Raw genomic sequence first — 18,909 nt, 5'->3', positions numbered from 1 at the left:
ATCCTAAACTGATGGATGTCTTTAAACTCGTTTTGAATCTGATGCTGTAACCGGAACTGCGTTACGGTTTTTCTGTGACAGCAGAAAATGTGCTACCAGGCCAATGCAAATTCCCCAAAAGACTGAACTCAGTCCCAAGAAATGCATGCCGGAAGCAGTCGCTAAAAAGGTGATCAGTGCTGCATCACGTTGCGACTCTTTGCCCATGGCCACGGAAATGTTGGTGGCAATCGCACCCAGTAATGCCAGTCCTGCCAAAGCCGCAATTAATTCTTTGGGCATCAGGCTAAAAAGCATGACAATGCTGCCGGCAAATAAGCCGCCTAAAATGTAAAAAAGCCCATTCGCCACACCAGCGATATAACGCTTTTCTTTCAGCTCGTGGGCATCTTTCCCCAGACACAAAGCAGCTGTGATCGAGGCCAAGACAATCGTGATACCACCTACACAGGCCACTGCAAGCGAGGCAATACTGGTTGCACTAATAATTGGCTTGGCGGGCATGTCATAACCACTGAGTTTGATAATCGCCATTCCCGGTAAAAACTGGCCAGATAGGCTGACCAGAATCAGGGGAAGGGCCAGATTCAGGGTGGAACTCCAGGTCCATTCCGGTGCAATAAATTGCGGAATCGCCAGACTGAAATCTGCCGTGACCGGGTTAATCTTGCCCAGCAGCATGCTTAAAACCACACCGGCAATCAGCACCCAGACCATGGCATAACGTGGACTGAAACGCTTGGCCAGCAAAAATACCGCCAGCATGCCAAAGACGATATAGGGCATGGTATCGGTCGCGGTGAACAGCCCTAAACCAAACTGCAGTAAAATCCCTGCCATCATCCCGGCAGCCACTTCCTGGGGAATCCAGGACAGCAACTTGTCGAAATAACCGGTAATCCCAATGAAAAAAATCACCACGGCAGAGGTGATATAGGCAGCAACCGCTTCATTGAGCGAAATGTCGGGAAACAGCGTGACTAATAAAGCCGTTCCGGGCGCAGACCAGGCGGTGACGACAGGTATTTTGTATTTAATTGATAAAAAGATACCTGCGAGCGCAGCACCAATAGAAATTCCCCAAATCCATGAAATCATCATGTCCGGGGAAACTTGGGCTTGCTGCGCCGCCTGGAAAAAAATGATCAGTGGCCCCGAATAGGAGATCAGGACTGCTAAAAATCCTGCAACAGTGGCTGAAATGGACCAATCATTTTTTAATGTCTGAAACAGGGTGTTCATTGGTGATGTGCCTCCTTGCGTCGAACCATGAGCCTGTTAAAAATCGTGATGATCAGGATTAGCCCTGATCACCACCACCGACCGGTACTACTGTACCTGTCATATAAGATGATTCATCCGAAGCCAGGAATACAATTGCATTCACTTGCTCCTGAATCGTACCGTAGCGTCCCATGAAAGTACGGTCAATGGTCTGATCAACCACTTGCTGCATCCATTGTTTTTCAGATTCAGTCAGTGGATTGGCATTGCGCGGTACTTTACGTGGTGGTGCTTCAGTACCACCTGTCGCGATTGCATTGACACGGATTCCGTCTTTAGCATGTTCAAAGGCAAGGGAAGCGGTCAGGCCGTTCACACCACCTTTCGATGCCGAATATGGCACACGGTTAATGCCGCGTGTCGCAATAGAAGACACGTTTACAATGGTACCTTTCTGATTTTTAATCATTTCCGGAAGTACTGCACGGCAGCACCACAAGGTCGGGAACAATGAACGGTTCACTTCCTTGATAATTTCCTCTTCAGAAAATTCCTCGAAAGGTTTCATCCAAATCGCGCCACCGACGTTGTTGATGAGCACATCGACACGACCATAGGTTTCTAGCGCTTTTTCAACGACTGATTGAGCACCAGCAAACGTTTCCAGATTGGCTTTGACCGTAATCGCATCACCGCCAGTCGCTTCAATTTCAGCCAGAACTTCTTCTACATAAGGGGAAAGGTCAGCCATGACGACTTGGGCACCTTCGCTCGCCACTTGCAGCGCGACACCGCGACCGATGCCTTGCGCGGCACCCGTCACGATTACAACTTTATTTTCAAATCTTTGACGGTTAGACATTGAACAAATTCCCTCTATTAGTTGGCAGAGAATTTTTCAAACAGGAAGCTTGCAGGTTTAACGCCTTCAGCATCTAACCAGCCGCGAACCGCTTCTACCATTGGTACTGGACCACACAGGTAGACATCTACATCACCGTCATTCAGCCATTCATTTTCGATATGACCGGTCACATAGCCTTTACGCTCATGTGCAGATTCTGGGTTAGCAACCACTGTGCGGTATTCAAACCACGAGAATTTGTCTTGCAGTTCGTTCAGTTTTTCAATCGCTACCAGGTCAAAGTCATTGGTCACACCAAATACTAAACGCACTGGATGCTCTGAACCTTTTTCTTCCAGCACTTGCAGCATCGACATGAATGGTGCGATACCTGTACCACCCGCTAGCATCAAGACAGGGCGGGTCACAGGGCGCAGGTAGAAGCTACCAAATGGACCAGTAAAGGTCATTTTGTCGCCAGCTTGGGCATTGGCACTCAAGAACTCACTCATTTTACCGTTTGGCACGTTACGTACCACAAAGCCGGTTAAACGGTTGCCTGGTTTAGAGCTGAATGAATAAGAACGGGTTTCAGTTGTACCTGGAATACCCACGTTCACATATTGACCCGCAAGGAAGTGAATGTCTGGTTGACCTTCATCTAACTGAATATCAAAGGTAATGGTCGAGTCAGACAGGTTTTCGACACGCGCCAAAGTACCCTGGAATGCGTGAATTTCAGTTTTACACACTTCCGAAGAGGCCTGAATCTGAAATACGGCGTCTGAGGTTGGTTTACATTGGCAAGCAAGAATGTAGCCTTCAGCCGCTTCTTCAGGCGTTAATGCATCTTCAATATAAGTTTCTTCAGGCATGTCAAATGAACCTGATTCACAAAACGCACGACACGTTCCACAAGCACCATCACGGCAGTCCAAAGGAATATTGATCTTTTGACGGTAAGCTGCATCAGACAGGGTCTCGCCTTGGGCAACAGAAATAAAACGTGTAACGCCATCTTCAAATTGAAGTGCAACATTGTGGTTTGACATGGCTGAATATCCTATATAAATCTTTGTAACTGGACCTTTCAGCCAATTTTCCATCTGGCTGAAAGGTTTTACCTGGCTGTAATAAAAACAGTCTTAAAGGTGATAGATGTCGATAACCTGATTGATGTAATCATTTTTCAGTACCACGTATTTGCTTAAAATCTGTGGTTTATCGCCTGAGAAATCGATTTCATAACGAGACATACCGAAGTAGCTGTAACTTGTTTTGTAACGGAAACTCAAGGTGTTCCAGTTAAAACGTACAGTGGCCTTGTCGCCATCACGTTCAACAACTTCAATATTGCTGATGTTGTGGCTGGTACGTGTATCCGGCATGGTGGCAGATGAGCGTTCAGTCTTGATCCGGAACACGCGGTCTTCTAAACCTTGACGGTCTGGATAATAAATCAGGGAGATTTCAGACTGTGGATCTGTAGTCAGTTTGTCGTCGTCATCCCAGGCTGGCATCCAGAAAGAAGCAGTAGGGGCATAACAAGTTAACCAGTCATCCCATTGCTCATCATCCAAAAAGCGAGCTTCTTGATACAGGAACTGCGCAATATTTTCTAAAGTGATGTCGCTCATGCGTTTTCTCCTTCAGTAGATGCTGCAATTTCTTTTTCAGTCGCAATGCCTTTTTTGATCAATTCTAACCAGTACTGGTGCTGAGCCAGGTATAGACCTTCATCTTCAGTTTTAATACCAGACAGTTTTGGTTTTAAACCGATTTCATTGGCAGCATCGTCCGGGCCTTGGATCCAGTGTTTAGAACCACGGCACATGTCGTTCCATTCCAGCGCGATACCGGCATAACCTGCCTGACATGCACGGAATTCTTCAAGATCGTCTGGGGTTGCCATACCTGATGCGTTAAAGAAGTCTTCATACTGACGGATACGACGTGTACGTGCTTCCGGCTCTTCACCTACAGGCGCGATACAGTAGATCGTCACTTCAGTCTTATCGACAGAGATCGGGCGCAGGACACGGATCTGTGAACCGAACTGATCCATGAAGTAAACGTTTGGATAGATACACAGGTTACGTGAACGTTCGATCATCCACTTCGCCATGGCTTCGCCATATTGCGCAGTGTATTCATCTTTCTTGGCAAAGTTAGGACGGTCTTCAGGGTTAGCCCATTGAGTCCAAAGCAGCATGTGACCGTGTTCAAAACCGTAAGAACCACCGCCTTGTTTGCCCCATGAACCCGCGCTCATGGCACGGATGTTATCGCCAGCTTCTTTCTCTTTACGTTGCTGAGTGGTTGCAGCATAGTTCCAGTGTACAGCAGACACGTGATAACCATCAGCACCGTTTTCAGCAGTCAACTTCCAGTTACCTTCATAGGTATAAGTCGAAGAACCACGTAAAACTTCCAGACCTTGTTCAGACTGATCCACGATCATGTCAATGATTTTAGTCGCTTCACCCAGGTATTCTTCCAGAGAAGGAACATCCGGATTCAAGCTACCGAACAGGAAACCTTTATAGTTTTCAAAACGGGCAACCTTTTTCAGGTCATGTGAACCGTCTTTGTTAAAGCAGTCTGAATAACCCGCTTCAGCCGGATCTTTGACTTTTAATAACTTACCTGAGTTATTAAACGTCCAGCCATGGAATGGGCAAGTATAAGTTGCTTTATTGCCTTTCTTGTTACGGCACAATTGTGCACCGCGATGCGAACAGGCATTGATCATGGCATTCAGTTCACCTTGACGGTTACGTGCAATGATGATCGGCTGACGACCAATATAAGTAGTATAGAAGTCGTTATTGTTTGGAATCTGGCTTTCATGTGCTAGATAAACCCAGTTACCTTCAAAGATGTATTTCATCTCAAGGTCAAACAGGGCCTGGTCTGTAAATACTGAACGGTGTAGTTTAAATTCACCAGATTCATAATCATCAACCAGTAATTCGTCAATGCGGTCTAAATGGCTGGTGTTAATTACGGGAATACGAGGCATGTCCTTTCTCCGACTTTCCAAGGGGGAAGTCAGCGGGATATATCTCAAGGCATATCCCGCTTCTTAATGTATTAAGCGCTAGCGCGGCGACGATCAACTTCAGTAGAAGGTACGTTTTGTTTCTCTTTCACAAGTTCAATATCAAATTGAATGTGTTTGAAAGGACCGTTTAGACCACGTTTTGCAATTTCAGCTTCATCAGTCACGTCAACCGCAGTTGCCACCAGGCCTTCACGAGTCGCGAATGCAAAGTCATCCCACAGGTATTGGTCGCCTTCAATGTTGAATTGAGTAGTCAGTTTGCGGTAACCCGGTGCAGATACGAAGTAATGTACGTGCGATGGACGGTTACCGTGACGGCCTAATTTGTCCAGTACAAACTGGGTGGTACCTTCTGGAGGGCAGCCATAACCCACTGGCATTGTAGTCAATGCAGTATATTGACCATCGGCAGCGGTAATGATGCTGCGACGCAAGTTAAAGTCAACCTGAGTTCGATGAAATATTTTAGCTTTTTAGCAAGTTTTGGAAAGTTGGCTTATTTGGATTTAAGCAATAAGCCACTATAGCAGCCATAATATTCACCATAAAGTTATTCACCGAACGATGACGTGAATGGTCAATTTGATGTAAGTTTTTTAACTGATCATTCACTGTTTCGATCAATCCTCTTCTGCAAAGCAATTGTTTTTCTTCTTCAGTTTGGATGGGTTTATTTTTCATATTCTTGCGTGACGGGGTTAATAGTCTGAGCCCCCTTGCTGCTAAAGCTTCAGTTTTTGCTTTACTCAGATAGCCTTTATCGCCCAGTAAAATACCTTTTAACTCTTGGGTTAAAGATTCAAGTACAGCAACATCATGAACACTTCCCGATGTAATCTTGAGATTAATAATTTCACCCAAGTTGTTGATAACAATATGGACTTTAAATCCATAAAACCAACCTGTGCTACTTTTACCACGACCAGCTAAGCCTTTAAATACACGATGTCTTTTAATTCTAAGATTATGGCAAACGACCAATTTAGTCGAATCAATAATACAAATTCCGGTATCTTCTCCTTTAACTTGATGGAAGAAACTACTCAAAGCTTGCAAACAACGCGGCATAATTTCAATAAAACGATTGTAACTAAGAAGCTTGGGAAAAGCTGATTTCCAAAATGGGATGATCATATGACAATAAAAATATTTGAAAAATCTAAACCCGGATTTATGAAATAAAATGACAATGGTCATGACTTCAGACAAGCTTAAAGCTGACTTTTTCATTGTTGTTTTTTGATCAGAAATTAGAGCTTTCTCTAAAGATTCATTAAACTTTTTGCAGAAATCATCCAAGATACAAAATAATTCGGTAATATAGTCCATGAAAAAGCCTTGCTCTGAAATGTTTTGTCTTCGTAACCAAGATATTACAGATGCTAAGGCTTTTTTTATTTATTTTTTATGTCGAACTCAGGTTAAAGTCAGACTGTGACTTGTCAAAGAATGAGTAGTTACCCAGGCTGTTTGCATGCCAGATTTCAACTTTGGCACCTTCAACACGGTTGCCGTCAGTATCCGTCACTGTACCTTCAATGATCAGCGTCGGGATTTTGCCTTCTTCAGAACCATCATCCATACGCGCAAAGCTTACAGTTTCAGGTGCGCCAGCGACATAAAGTGGACCTTCAATCGTACGTGGCGTACCGCCAGTAATACCTGCTTTAGCATCTGCTTCATCAGCACGTAAGTCTAGGTAATGCTCCAGACCCAAACCTGCAGCCAATAAACCTAATTCGTTCGCTTGACCGGCATCAGTAAAGTATTCCAGGCCTTTCCACAGTTCTGACTGGGAAATATCAAGATCTTCGATAGCCTGGAAAAGGTCGCCCAATAAACGCACAACAACTTGTTGTACACGTTCATCTACAGGACCTGTCGCTGTATCAACGTTCATTTGCTTAACTAATGCATCAATTTCTTGGCGATTCATACTATTGCTCCTAAAGTATGTCTTTCATCTTTTAGTGGCGCACTTTTTTAGCTTTCATTGGCTGGCTAAATCTGGCTGGCCACAATCCTTGTTGAGGTACCCTCTGTTTTCGATTCGGAAGGGGAATCCGGTGACTCCCAATCCGCTAATTTAATCAACTGTCGTCATCTCGAACTGAAGATGGGTGACGGTTTAATGCCATCACTTCAATATTCATATAAGGATAGAGCGGCAAGCCTTGTAACAGGTTGTGCAACTCTTCATTGCTTTCAACATCAAAAATACTGATGTTTGAGTACTGGCCCGTGATGCGCCAGATATGACGCCATTTGCCTTGACGCTGCAATTCCTGCGAATAGGCTTTTTCAACAGCCTTAATTTCGTTTGCCTGTTCAACTGGCAGGTCACGTGGAATGTTTACATCCATACGTACGTGAAAAAGCATGGGTTTCTCCTAATTACTGACGACGCAAGTTGTCAATCTTGTTTTCATCCAACTCAATCCCCAGACCTGGTCCTTTCGGAATCTCAAGTTCAAAGTTTTGATAGTTGAGTGGGGTTTTCAAAATATCTTCAGTCAGCAGTAGAGGACCAAACAGCTCGGTACCGAACGCCAGACTTTCAAAAGTAGAGAACACATGTGCCGAAGCAATTGTGCCTACCGGGCCTTCCAGCATGGTGCCGCCATACAGGTCAATACCTGCAAGTTTGGCAATCTTGCCTACTTCGCAACCTTCAATCAGGCCACCCGACTGGGCAACTTTGACTGCAAAAACAGATGAACCGTTTTGTTTGGCAATCTCATACGCTGAGTGCGGGCCCATTAACGATTCGTCTGCCATGATGGCAACATCAAAACGTCGGGTCAGACGGCGCATGGCGTCCAGGTTATCAATTGCACATGGCTGTTCAATCAGATCAACACCGCCATCTTGCAATAACTTAATGCCTTTAATCGCCTCCAGTTCTGACCAGGCACGGTTCACATCGACACGGATCGAAACGTCTTTGCCTAAGGCTTTCTTAATTGCCAGCACATGTTCAACATCTTCTTCTACCGGACGAGAACCGATTTTGAGTTTGAAAATATTGTGACGTTTTGCCGCAATCATTTTCTGGGCTTCAGCAATATCTTTTTCGGTATTGCCAGAAGCCAATACCCAAAGAACTGGAATACTGTCACGTAAGCGGCCACCGAGGACTTCGCTTAATGGCAAACCTAAACGTTGTGCCTGAATGTCTAAAAGTGCAGTCTGAATCGCACATTTGGCAAAACGGTTACCATTAATATTCTTTTTAATTGCTTGTAATGTCTGTGCAACATTTAAACCGGATAATGTCTTTAAAAGAGGCGCAAAATAAGTTTCAATATTAACTTTTACGCTTTCCGGGCTTTCATCACCATAACCTAAGCCACCGATAGTTGTTGCTTCACCCCAACCGATGTAACCATCTTCAGTGGTGATTTTGACCAATACCAGGGTCTGGGTTTGCATGGTTGCGACAGCCATCTTGTGAGGACGGATCGTCGGTATTTGAACCAGCAAGGTTTCAACTGACTTATACATAATACGGGTTCACATTCTTGCTTTAATGCTTTGACTTGATATACCTTAAAAGAATAATGTTGATTGGTCTAAGATCGATTTAGCATTTTTTTATACTTTAAAGGTATTCAAAGCCATGGAACTCAGACATTTACGTTACTTCGTTGCCGTCGTCGAAGAACAAAGTTTTACCAAAGCGGCAGAAAAACTGTTTATTGCTCAACCACCTTTGAGCCGACAGATCCAAAATCTAGAGCAAGAGCTCGATATTCAGCTATTTGAGCGTGGTAGCCGTCCGCTAAAAACCACCGAAGCCGGTCAATTCTTCTATCAGCACGCTGTTAAACTTTTGTCTAATGCTGAAGAAATAAAATCGATGACCAAACGGATTGGCATTGCTGATCGCACCATAACCATCGGTTTTGTTGGCTCTTTATTGTTTGGTTTGCTGTCACGGATTTTATTTTTATTTAAGCAGCAGCATCCTTATCTCAAAATCGAGATGATGGAAATGAATACCTATGAACAGATTCAGGCGCTGAAAGAGGGAAGAATTGATGTCGGTTTTGGCCGTTTAAGAATCTCGGATCCTGCGATAAAACGCGTGTTATTACGTGAAGAAGGCCTAGTGGTGGCGGCTCATTCAAGTCATGTACTGGCCCATCGTGAAAATATACATTTATCTGAACTGGTTGATCAGCATCTGTTCTTATATCCGAATACTGGAAAGGCAAATTTCTCGACCCAGGTTCGTGGCATATTTTCCGAGTATGGTCTGGAGCCGAAAAATATCCGGATTGTCCGTGAGTTACAGCTGGCACTGGGCTTTGTCGCTGCCGGAGAAGGCGTCTGCATCGTACCGGAAAGCGCGCAAAACATTAAATTAGCCCATCTCAACTTTGTACCTCTAGCAGATGCTTTTGCAGTGAGTCCTGTCTTTATGGCGATGCGCAATATGGATGAAAGCGAATACATCCGTTACCTGTTTGATGCTGTGTATCAAGTCTATGATCTTGAAGCGCTAAAATACGATCGATCGGTATTTTAATCGCTAAAAATCGTGTGAATGATATAGCACTAAAAACCGATGAGGACGCTATAAAAACAACCTGTTTTACAAAACATCATGATTGAATAATATATTTATTAATTAATTGAATAGTTTAATTTTACCCAGACCTTATAGGTATAAAGCCATGCCTATTCAGTTTTAGACATTTTTTCCTATTTTCTGCATTGTGAGCAGCATAAGTTGAACTTCACAATTAGGAGGTGGAGATGTCTACAAATAAAGTGAATATAAATACGCTGATTGATGAAGCGAAATTCACACCCTTTCACTGGGGTGTTTTGATCTGGTGTTTGCTGATCATTATCTTTGACGGTTATGACCTGGTCATCTATGGGGTGGCATTGCCGCTACTGATGCAGGAATGGTCGTTAAGTGCAGTGCAAGCGGGAATGCTGGCCAGTACTGCCTTATTCGGGATGATGTTCGGTGCCATGAGTTTCGGAACCTTGTCCGATAAACTTGGCCGTAAAAAAACCATCATGATCTGTGTGGCCATTTTTAGTGGATTTACTTTTATCGGTGCCTTTGCTACATCACCAGTCGAGTTCGGAATTTTACGTTTCCTGGCTGGCCTTGGAATTGGCGGTGTCATGCCTAACGTCGTGGCATTGATGACCGAATATGCGCCTAAACGCATCCGCAGTACATTGGTTGCCCTGATGTTTAGTGGTTATGCCATTGGCGGGATGACTTCTGCACTATTGGGTGCATGGTTGGTGCCACAATTTGGCTGGAAAATCATGTTCCTGCTTGCAGGCGTTCCATTACTCATCTTGCCGATTCTATGGAAATATCTGCCAGAATCCCTGATGTACTTGACCAACAAACAACAGACGGCTCAAGCACACGATATTATTCAAAAGATCTCTCCAACACAGGTCATCACCAGTGACACCCAATTTGTACTGAATGAAGTACAAAAAGGGGATGAGGCGCCATTAAAAGCACTCTTTCAACAAGGCCGTAGCTTCAGTACCTTTATGTTCTGGCTGGCATTCTTTATGTGCCTGTTGATGGTCTACGCATTGGGTAGCTGGTTGCCAAAACTGATGATTCAGGCAGGTTACTCGCTGGGTGCAAGTATGATCTTCCTGTTCGCCCTGAACATTGGTGGAATGGTAGGTGCCATTGGTGGGGGATATCTCGCAGATAAATTCCATATCAAAAAAGTGCTGACTATCATGTTCTTATGTGGCGCCATTGCATTAATTCTGCTTGGATTTAACAGTCCGCAATTCGTTCTATATACCTTGATTGCTGTGGCAGGCGCTGCAACGATTGGCTCACAAATTCTGCTCTATACCTTTGTGGCGCAGTATTATCCATCGACGGTACGTTCTACCGGTATGGGCTGGGCATCAGGTATTGGACGTATTGGTGCGATTGTGGGGCCGGTACTCACTGGTGCTTTATTAACCATGAATTTACCACATCAAATGAACTTCTTTGCAATTGCGATTCCTGGCGTAATCGCTGCGCTGGCAATTTTCCTGGTGAACTTAAAAACTTCCGTAGATGGCCAAGCCCTTGCAACACCTGATGTGAAGCCGAATCCATTGGCAAAAGAAGCGACACATTAAGTTAGATTTCAATCAATAAAGATAATATTCCCAATGATATAGATCGCCATCGTAACGGGTGGTGATCTGTTGCTAGAATCGAAACGCATAATAAAAAGCGAGTTTAGGATGAACACGACACAATTATTTAATCAATCAACAATCATATTTAAGCGCACAGTTCTGATGAGCATGATGGCAATGAGTTTAGGGGGCATCAGCTTATCGACTCAAGCACAAACCTCAGCTCAGTCGAATCAGCAGGAAATTGAACAACTGCGCCAAGAAGTTCAGGCTCTACGCGCCCTAGTTGAGCAACAGCAAAGACAGACGGCCGTGGTCACAGCACATGTTGCAGCAACACCTGCTCCAGCAAGCAAACCTGTCATGAAAATTGCCAGTGGTGCCGAATTTAATCTTTATGGAAATATTCGTGCCGATGCCTCTTATCAGGCTGAAGGTGGTTCAGCAGCACGTATGTATAACCAGATTAATGCTGTACCTTTAGAAGGTGTCGGTGAGCGTAGTGATGAATTTAAATCTACTCTGGCTGCAACCCGTTTAGGCATGGATTTTAAAGCACCAGTCGGTGCTGGAGATAAAGCTTTAAGCGGTAAAGTTGAAGTAGATTTTCTGGGTGGCGCAAGCTTTGATAACTTGCGTATCCGTCATGCTTATATCAGCTATGCCAACTGGTTGATCGGTCAAACCTGGTCGAACTTTGCAGTGCCAGATTATATTCCAGAAACTGTAGATGCATTGGTTTATGCTGGCGGTTCAATTAAACGGACGCCACAAGTTCGTTATACCAGCACAATCAGTCCTGAAACCAATCTGGTATTTGCAGTAGAAGATCCTAAAGATGCAACCATTACTGGTATTAAACAACGTCTACCTGCTTTAACAGCACGTTTAAATCATAAATTTGCTGATAATCTTACAGTCAGTGCCCGTGCGATGGGGAATGAAAAGCGTGTCAATGAAGATGAAAAAATGGCATGGGGTGTAGGTTTAGGTGCCAAGTATGATATTGTACCGGGTACAACGCTCAAAGCTGATTATTACCATGTTAAAGGCGATAGCAGCTTTGTGTCTTATGCAAATACGGGTGTAATTACCACTGCAAATGGCGATTTATTACAAAGTGAATTTGATTCAATTTCGGTCGGCCTAACCCAGCAGTTTAATGACAAATTGCGCGGTACATTGGGTTATGGCTATATGAATTTTAGTAATGATCAAGACTATGTCAATGCACTAATCGCCTCAACTCCTGCGGATGCGACACAATCTAATGCGACCAAGGCTAATAAAGACTTATGGCAAGCTTGGGCGAACGTTTTCTATAGTCCAACCAAGCCTTTAAGTTTCGGTCTAGAATATGTCTATGGTGAACGTGAGGCATTAGGTGCAGCCACGAATGGCAGCACTAAGGGTGAAGATAACCGTATCAATGCGGTTGCCATTTACAATTTCTAAGACTTCTTTGCATAAAAGCGTCTGATCTGTAACAGAAGCGTGGATGAATTAATCCGCGCTTTTGCTATTTTGAAGAATGGTTTCTGTCAGTAGATTGACTGCATTTTCGATCTTGGCTGTCCATTCAAACGAACAGTTCAGGCGAATATAATGTTGGCTGGCAGGCTCCGGCTTAAACAGCAGTGCAGGGGCAATTGAAATATGCTGTTGCAGCAATTGTTCATAGAGCTGCTGGGCATCGACTTCTTTAGGTAATTCAATCCAGAGAAAATAACCACTGGAATAATAGTAAATTTCACAGATGCTTCCCAAACGTGCTTTAAGTTCTTGATAAAATTTCTTTTTATATTTTTCCAGATGCTGCCTTAAATGCCGCAAATGTTTTTCATAATGATGATGTGAAATAAACTCGACCAGTGCATTTTGCAGTAAGGGGCTGACCGTTAAAGTGCTCATGAGCTGTAAGTGCTGAATGGCATCGGAAAATGGACCGGCATACACCCAGCCGACGCGTGCGCCCATTCCCAGCGTTTTCGAAAATGAGGCACAGTGCAGCACCATATGATGCCGGTCAAAATATTTAACCGGTAACGGCTTGGCTGCACCATAATTTAGTTCCTGATAAACATCATCTTCGATTAAATACACCTGATATTCATACAAGAGTTCCGCAATTCTTTGTTTGATTTCAGAACTGACGGTAAAGCCAATCGGATTATGGGCATTCAGCATCAGCCAGCACACCTTGATCGGATACTGTTTTAAAGCCTGTTCAAATGATTCCAGATCAAAGCCAAACTGTGGATGTTCCGGAATCGTAATCACCTGTAATCCCAGACGCTCGGCTGCCTGCCAGGCACCATAAAATATGGTTTGCTGTAGCAGAATAAAATCACCGGGTTGTGTTAAGGCCTGTAAAGACAGATTCAATGCTTCTAGTGCACCGGATGTAATGACAATGTCATCTTGATTGCAGGTAACTCCTTGTAATTGATAACGGTTAGCAATCAGTTGCCGCAAGTTTTGATTGCCGGGCGGCATATGATTCTGGTTGTTATAACTGCTTTTTCTTTTGGCCTGCTGCGCCAGAATCTGCATAAATTTGGCGTTATATAACAGCTCTGCATTGGGAAAGGCAGAACCAAAAGGCACAATCTCTGCTGACTGAGTCGATTTTAAATAATTAAATACCACCGAATTGATTTGAATTTTAGGATTTAAACCAATCTGGGCCGACTGTTTGCTATTGAGCAGAGCTTGAGTGTGTTCTGCAACGTAATAGCCCGATTTGTCTTTGGCATAGACCAGACCTTGTGCTTCAAGTTCCTGATAAGCATTGAGTACCGTCATCAGGCTATAACCAGATAATTGGGTCTGTTCGCGAAGTGAAGGCAATTTTTCATGTGCCTTCCATACACCGTTTTCAATCATCTGACGGATATTCTGTGCCAGTTTTTCAGACTTATACATACACTTTCTTGAACTAAAACTGTTCTAATTATTTTGATTTATAGCATATTTTAGGATGCTTAATATAACAAAAGGGAGGAATAGGATTATTGACATTCTATTTTTAAGCTTGAGTCTTGATGCACGACAATTAAATTGAAAATCAGGTCTCAAATTTTCTGTGGAAATTTTATCTCTACATAAATCATATTCCCATTTTTATACGCCTCAGTCACTTGGCTTAATTTGTCACAATTCGATACTTACAAAGTTAGATTTCCTTGCTAAATTCAATCCACATGATGATAAAAAGTAAGTTACGGTTTCAGACCGAGCCATCATGCAACTATAAAAACGATACGCAAATACGGACCAATAACAAGCACAAAGGAGTGGAAAATGCTCGGAAATATGATGTTTCAGCCTTTACTGATCAGCAGCATGATTGAACATGCAGGACGCTATCATGCCGATACCGAGGTAATTTCCAAAAATACCGATACCACTATTACAGTGACCAATTGGGGAGAAATTCACCAAAACTCGAAACGTTTTGCCAATGCATTACAACAACTCGGCTTGGCGCAGGGAGATCGGGTCGCGACTATTGCCTGGAATAATCATCGCCATTTAGAGTCCTGGTATGCCATTTCTGGCAGCGGCCTGGTCTGTCATACCATTAACCCGCGCTTATTTCCGGAACAGCTCATTTTTATTATCAATGATGCTGCGGATCGCGTGGTGCTGTTTGATAAAACATTTGTCCCTTTAATTAAAGCCGTGAAAGCGCTGTTGACCTCGGTCGAGCATTTTATCTGTCTGGATGCGGCTGATCCGGCAGTTAGAGAAGCGATTCCAGAAGTTCAGTTTTATGATGATCTGATTGCCGGCCAAAATGCAGATTTTGAGTGGCCAACACTTGATGAAAACTCGGCAAGCTCGCTGTGTTATACCTCGGGAACCACGGGCAATCCCAAAGGTGTGCTGTTTAGCCATCGCTCTACGGTATTACATAGCTATGCCATCATTTTACCGGACTCATTAAATGTCTCGGCTGCCGACATTATGTTGCCTGTGGTGCCGATGTTCCATGTGAATGCGTGGGGCACGCCGTATGCCGCTGCAATGGTCGGATGCACTTTGGTTCTTCCTGGACCGGGTCTGGATGGTGTAAGTCTGGTCAACCTGATTGATACCTATCAGGTTTCGGTAGCACTTGGCGTACCGACCATCTGGCAGGGGTTGATTGCAGCCGCAAACCAGTCAGGTTCCAAACTGGAAAGCCTAAAACGGAATGTAGTGGGCGGATCGGCATGCCCACCGGCCATGCTAAGAGCGTTCAAAGAACAGTTTAATTGTGAAACGATCCATGCCTGGGGCATGACGGAAATCAGCCCACTGGGTACGGCAAATCAGCTCAAGACCAAACATTTGCATCTGTCTGATGAAGAAAAATTACAGATTCGGCTGTCCCAAGGCCGTCCGCCATTCGGGGTTGACCTACGTTTGACTGATACAGAAAAAGGGACGCACGAAATTGAACGTGATGGACAGACCACAGGAAATTTACAGGTCAAAGGGCATTGGGTCATCAGCCATTATTTCGGCAAGGAAGAATCAGCTTTGACTGCTGACGGCTGGTTTGATACCGGCGATATTGCTACGCTGGATCAGGATGGCTTTATGAAACTCAGTGACCGTTCTAAAGATCTAATCAAGTCTGGCGGAGAATGGATTTCATCGGTGGAGCTGGAAAATATTGCCATGGGGCATCCGGAAATTGCGATGGCTGCCGTAATTGCCGCCCAGCATCCTAAATGGGATGAGCGCCCGGTATTGATTGCCATTAAAAAACCGGATAGCCAGCTAAGTGAAACTGATCTGCTGGAATATTATGCGGACAAGGTAGCCAAATGGCAGATTCCAGACCGAGTCGTATTTGTTGATACGATCCCACTCAGTGGTACTGGTAAAATGCTGAAAAAGGATCTGCGTGAATTATATGGGACTATTCTTTTGGAGCAGGCAGCAGGTTAAAGCGTCATTTAATCTGAAAATCCCAACATGAAGTTAAAAAACTGATCTCGAATAGAGGTCAGTTTTTTTATGTACAGGCTAAGCAGCGTTGTCTATTTAAAAATGCTTTTTCTCAATCCATATCGCCTTGATCGCTACTTTTAGACGATATTGTCCGACAAAAAGTCATATTATATGGCTTAGGCACATAATTTGACCTGTATTGACATGGTCTGAATGTGAAAATTCTTTATCCTGAGCAATATAATAATTAGACAGTTGTACATTAATGAAGCTGTCTGCGGATAAGGGGATAAAAATGACAAGCATGCCAACCTATCAGCCGCATTGGATCCGGGAAGATTTCATTGATTTTATTGGTGAAAAAATCCATCCAACCTGGGCAATTAAAAAAGTTAAGGCTGCCGTTATGGGCATTCAAGCCATCAGCCCTGACTTTTTCAAAATTCACTTACGTCCAAATCATAATTTTAAAGCCAAGTCATTTCAGGCCGGACAGAATATTGCAGTGACTGTTAGACTCGATGGCATACGACATCAGCGACATTATTCTGTGGTGACGGTATTGAAAAATGGTGATCTGATCATTGCGGTTAAACAGCAGGGTAAAGTGTCACGTGCCTTAAGTCTGATGCAAATTGGTGCGGTGGTTGAAATATCTCAGCCCCAAGGTGAGTTCACATTGCAAAAATCCACCCAGCCGATTTTATTCCTGGCTTCAGGTAGTGGTATTACCGCCATTTACTCCTTGCTGCAAAAAGCAGTCATTCAGTCTCTGGAACAGATCGACCTGATTTATTTCACTCGAGATGATGCCTTTCATGCTGAACTGAAAACATTGGCTCTTATGCATCCAAACTTGAAATATCACCATTTCAATACCGTGGAACACCAGCAGCATCTGACGCAGAGCTTATTACAAAAGCTGGTGCCAGACTTTGCAGAACGAAAAATTTATGCTTGTGGCTCCGCCGGGATGATGAAGGCCGCACTTCGCATCGTTGATAAACTGGAATTGAAATCCAATTTTCATTGGGAATATTTCCAAATTGTGGTCGATGAAAAAATTAAAGCACAGCCGGTACGGTTTTTAAGATCGCAGCAGGAATTTCAAGCCCAGTCCAACTTACTGGAAAGTGCCGAAAAATCCGGCTTGAGACCAGCGCATGGCTGCCGAATGGGTATCTGCAATACCTGTTCCTGTACCAAAGTCAGTGGTTCGGTACGAAATGTCCTGACCGGTGAAATTGATCATGGTAATAATACCCAGATCAAACTGTGCATTTCTCAGGCAGTGAGTCCTGTGGTGATTAATTTATAAACTATTGATAAGCCATTAATTAAACTATAAGAAGGTGCTCCCATGAATATGCAAATTGATTTTAAACGACATAGCAAAAGCCAATTTCTTAGTCCTGAACAGATTGAGGAATTCGGTGCCAAAGTCGATGCGATCCGCCGCGAGGTCATGGATGATCTGGGGGAAAAAGACGCCGAATATATTTATAAAATCCGCAACTTTGTCCGCTATAGCGAAATTGCCTCACGTGGCATGCTGATGTTTGCCGGTTGGTTGCCACCGGTATGGCTGGCGGGGACAGGTCTGCTCGGTCTTTCCAAAATCGTGGAAAATATGGAACTCGGTCACAATGTCATGCATGGCCAGTTCGACTGGATGAATGATCCGAGTCTGAACGGTGCGACCTATGACTGGGATACGATTTCAACCGGCGATGACTGGAAATACACGCACAACTATATTCATCATACTTATACCAATATTGTCGGGATGGATCATGATGTCGGTTATGGCTTGATTCGAGTCAGTGAATCGCAAAAGTGGGAACCACGTTTCCTGTTCAATATTCCACTGGGCATTCAGTTAATGGTGTTTTTCGAATGGTATGTTGGCTTGCAACGCCTGCATCTGGAAGATGTGATTGCTTATAAAACCAAGACCTGGAAAGAAGTCTGGGAAGAAGCAGCACCTTTGCGCCAGAAAATGCGCCGTCAGGTGTTAAAAGATTATGTATTTTTCCCGATCATTGCCGGGCCAAATGCCATTCCGGTATTTACCGGAAATGTGGTGGCCAATGTGATTCGCAGTCTATGGGCTTCTGCTGTTATTTTTAACGGTCATTTCACGGAAGATGCTGAAACCTTTGAAATGGACAATACCGACAATGAAACCCGTGCCGAGTGGTATTTACGCCAGATTCGCGGTTCGAGCAATTTTAGCGGTACCGAATGGTTGCATATACTGAGTGGTAATTTGAGTCATCAGATTGAGCATCATCTATTCCCGGATATGCCAGCGAACCGTTATACGGAGGTTGCTCCAAAGGTCAAAGCACTCTGTGCAGAATATGGCATTCATTATAACGAAGCCAGCTTTATGAAACAGTTTTCTACCGTATGGGTAAGACTGGCTAAATGTTCTCTACCGAATCACTGGACTGAGCAGGTGGTTGAAAAAACCCATGCTGTCAAATCTGTATTCAACTACTTTAAAGCGAAACTATTGTCATAATTCTTAAGTGTTACTTCTTCACCATTTTGGTACTCCTCAATAGATTTGGATGGTCTCTTGAGGATTTTTTTCTTTATCAGATTTAATATCATTAAAATCCTCCTGTTTATGAATAAAATATGGATATAGATTTCAAAAAATGACGAAAGCAAAACAGATCCAGTACTG

At 43.8% G+C, this 18,909-nt stretch carries 15 protein-coding genes and 2 pseudogenes; 6 read left to right on the top strand and 11 right to left on the bottom strand.

The annotated features are described in order from the left end of the window. Positions 1–21: 21 nt before the first annotated feature. The 10 genes and pseudogenes from benE to HGD77_RS08045 all read right to left on the bottom strand — a co-directional run bounded on the left by benE (position 22) and on the right by HGD77_RS08045 (position 8,636). Positions 22–1,242 carry a benzoate/H(+) symporter BenE gene (benE, locus tag HGD77_RS08090; RefSeq protein WP_004731109.1) on the bottom strand — a complete coding sequence of 407 codons (1,221 nt, stop codon included), beginning with the start codon at positions 1,240–1,242 and terminating at the stop codon, positions 22–24. A 58-nt stretch (positions 1,243–1,300) separates the two neighbouring features. After that, on the bottom strand, positions 1,301–2,086 hold the full coding sequence (benD, locus tag HGD77_RS08085; RefSeq protein WP_004731107.1) for a benzoate diol dehydrogenase BenD: 786 nt from the start codon (positions 2,084–2,086) through the stop codon (positions 1,301–1,303). 17 nt (positions 2,087–2,103) lie between these two features. Further along, a complete protein-coding gene (gene benC, locus HGD77_RS08080; RefSeq protein WP_004731105.1) occupies positions 2,104–3,120 on the bottom strand; it encodes a benzoate 1,2-dioxygenase electron transfer component BenC in 1,017 nt (338 codons plus the stop codon). Positions 3,121–3,213: 93 nt separating this feature from the next. After that, positions 3,214–3,705: a benzoate 1,2-dioxygenase small subunit gene (gene benB / locus HGD77_RS08075; RefSeq protein ID WP_004731103.1), complete on the bottom strand. Its 492-nt coding sequence runs from the start codon at positions 3,703–3,705 to the stop codon at positions 3,214–3,216. After that, positions 3,702–5,090 (bottom strand): benzoate 1,2-dioxygenase large subunit, encoded by a 1,389-nt coding sequence (gene benA, locus HGD77_RS08070; protein WP_004731101.1) that lies wholly within the window; start codon positions 5,088–5,090, stop codon positions 3,702–3,704. Before benA ends, benB begins: the two co-directional genes overlap by 4 nt. Positions 5,091–5,161: 71 nt before the next feature. Then, positions 5,162–5,593 (bottom strand): annotated as a pseudogene (locus HGD77_RS08065) (catechol 1,2-dioxygenase); the annotation flags it as partial. Positions 5,594–5,597: 4 nt separating this feature from the next. After that, entirely contained in the window at positions 5,598–6,461 is an 864-nt protein-coding gene (locus tag HGD77_RS08060) for an IS982 family transposase (RefSeq protein WP_004729973.1), read from the bottom strand. Between the two features lie 79 nt (positions 6,462–6,540). Next, a pseudogene (locus HGD77_RS08055) lies at positions 6,541–7,068 on the bottom strand (dioxygenase); the annotation flags it as partial. Between the two features lie 154 nt (positions 7,069–7,222). Then, a complete protein-coding gene (gene catC, locus HGD77_RS08050) occupies positions 7,223–7,513 on the bottom strand; it encodes a muconolactone Delta-isomerase (protein WP_004647036.1) in 291 nt (96 codons plus the stop codon). Between the two features lie 13 nt (positions 7,514–7,526). Next, positions 7,527–8,636 (bottom strand): muconate/chloromuconate family cycloisomerase, encoded by a 1,110-nt coding sequence (locus HGD77_RS08045; protein ID WP_004731098.1) that lies wholly within the window; start codon positions 8,634–8,636, stop codon positions 7,527–7,529. 115 nt (positions 8,637–8,751) lie between these two features. Between HGD77_RS08045 and HGD77_RS08040 the strand changes: the two genes are divergently transcribed. The 3 genes from HGD77_RS08040 to HGD77_RS08030 all read left to right on the top strand — a co-directional run bounded on the left by HGD77_RS08040 (position 8,752) and on the right by HGD77_RS08030 (position 12,725). Further along, the gene (locus HGD77_RS08040) at positions 8,752–9,663 is read left to right on the top strand and encodes a LysR family transcriptional regulator (protein WP_004731096.1); all 912 of its coding nucleotides are present in this window, start codon (positions 8,752–8,754) and stop codon (positions 9,661–9,663) included. Positions 9,664–9,893: 230 nt separating this feature from the next. Next, positions 9,894–11,267, top strand: coding sequence for an MFS transporter (locus HGD77_RS08035; RefSeq protein ID WP_004731093.1), 1,374 nt, complete (start codon positions 9,894–9,896; stop codon positions 11,265–11,267). Positions 11,268–11,375: 108 nt separating this feature from the next. Then, entirely contained in the window at positions 11,376–12,725 is a 1,350-nt protein-coding gene (locus HGD77_RS08030) for a DcaP family trimeric outer membrane transporter (protein WP_004731092.1), read from the top strand. A 48-nt stretch (positions 12,726–12,773) separates the two neighbouring features. On the opposite strand, the gene HGD77_RS08025 is transcribed toward HGD77_RS08030, so the two are convergent. Further along, positions 12,774–14,195 (bottom strand): PLP-dependent aminotransferase family protein, encoded by a 1,422-nt coding sequence (locus HGD77_RS08025; protein ID WP_004731090.1) that lies wholly within the window; start codon positions 14,193–14,195, stop codon positions 12,774–12,776. 378 nt (positions 14,196–14,573) lie between these two features. On the opposite strand from HGD77_RS08025, the gene HGD77_RS08020 reads away from it, so the two are divergent. The 3 genes from HGD77_RS08020 to HGD77_RS08010 all read left to right on the top strand — a co-directional run bounded on the left by HGD77_RS08020 (position 14,574) and on the right by HGD77_RS08010 (position 18,741). Further along, positions 14,574–16,211, top strand: a complete 1,638-nt coding sequence (locus HGD77_RS08020) for a long-chain-fatty-acid--CoA ligase (RefSeq protein ID WP_004731088.1) — start codon at positions 14,574–14,576, stop codon at positions 16,209–16,211. Positions 16,212–16,509: 298 nt separating this feature from the next. Continuing rightward, positions 16,510–17,532, top strand: coding sequence for a flavin reductase family protein (locus tag HGD77_RS08015; protein WP_034439364.1), 1,023 nt, complete (start codon positions 16,510–16,512; stop codon positions 17,530–17,532). Positions 17,533–17,574: 42 nt separating this feature from the next. Further along, positions 17,575–18,741, top strand: coding sequence for a fatty acid desaturase family protein (locus tag HGD77_RS08010; RefSeq protein WP_004731085.1), 1,167 nt, complete (start codon positions 17,575–17,577; stop codon positions 18,739–18,741). Positions 18,742–18,909: the final 168 nt, after the last annotated feature.

The sequence above is a fragment of the Acinetobacter sp. NEB149 genome, from assembly GCF_012516415.1.
GTDB classification, from domain to species: Bacteria; Pseudomonadota; Gammaproteobacteria; order Pseudomonadales; family Moraxellaceae; genus Acinetobacter; species Acinetobacter lwoffii_V.
This window is presented reverse-complemented; position numbering and strand designations above follow the sequence as displayed.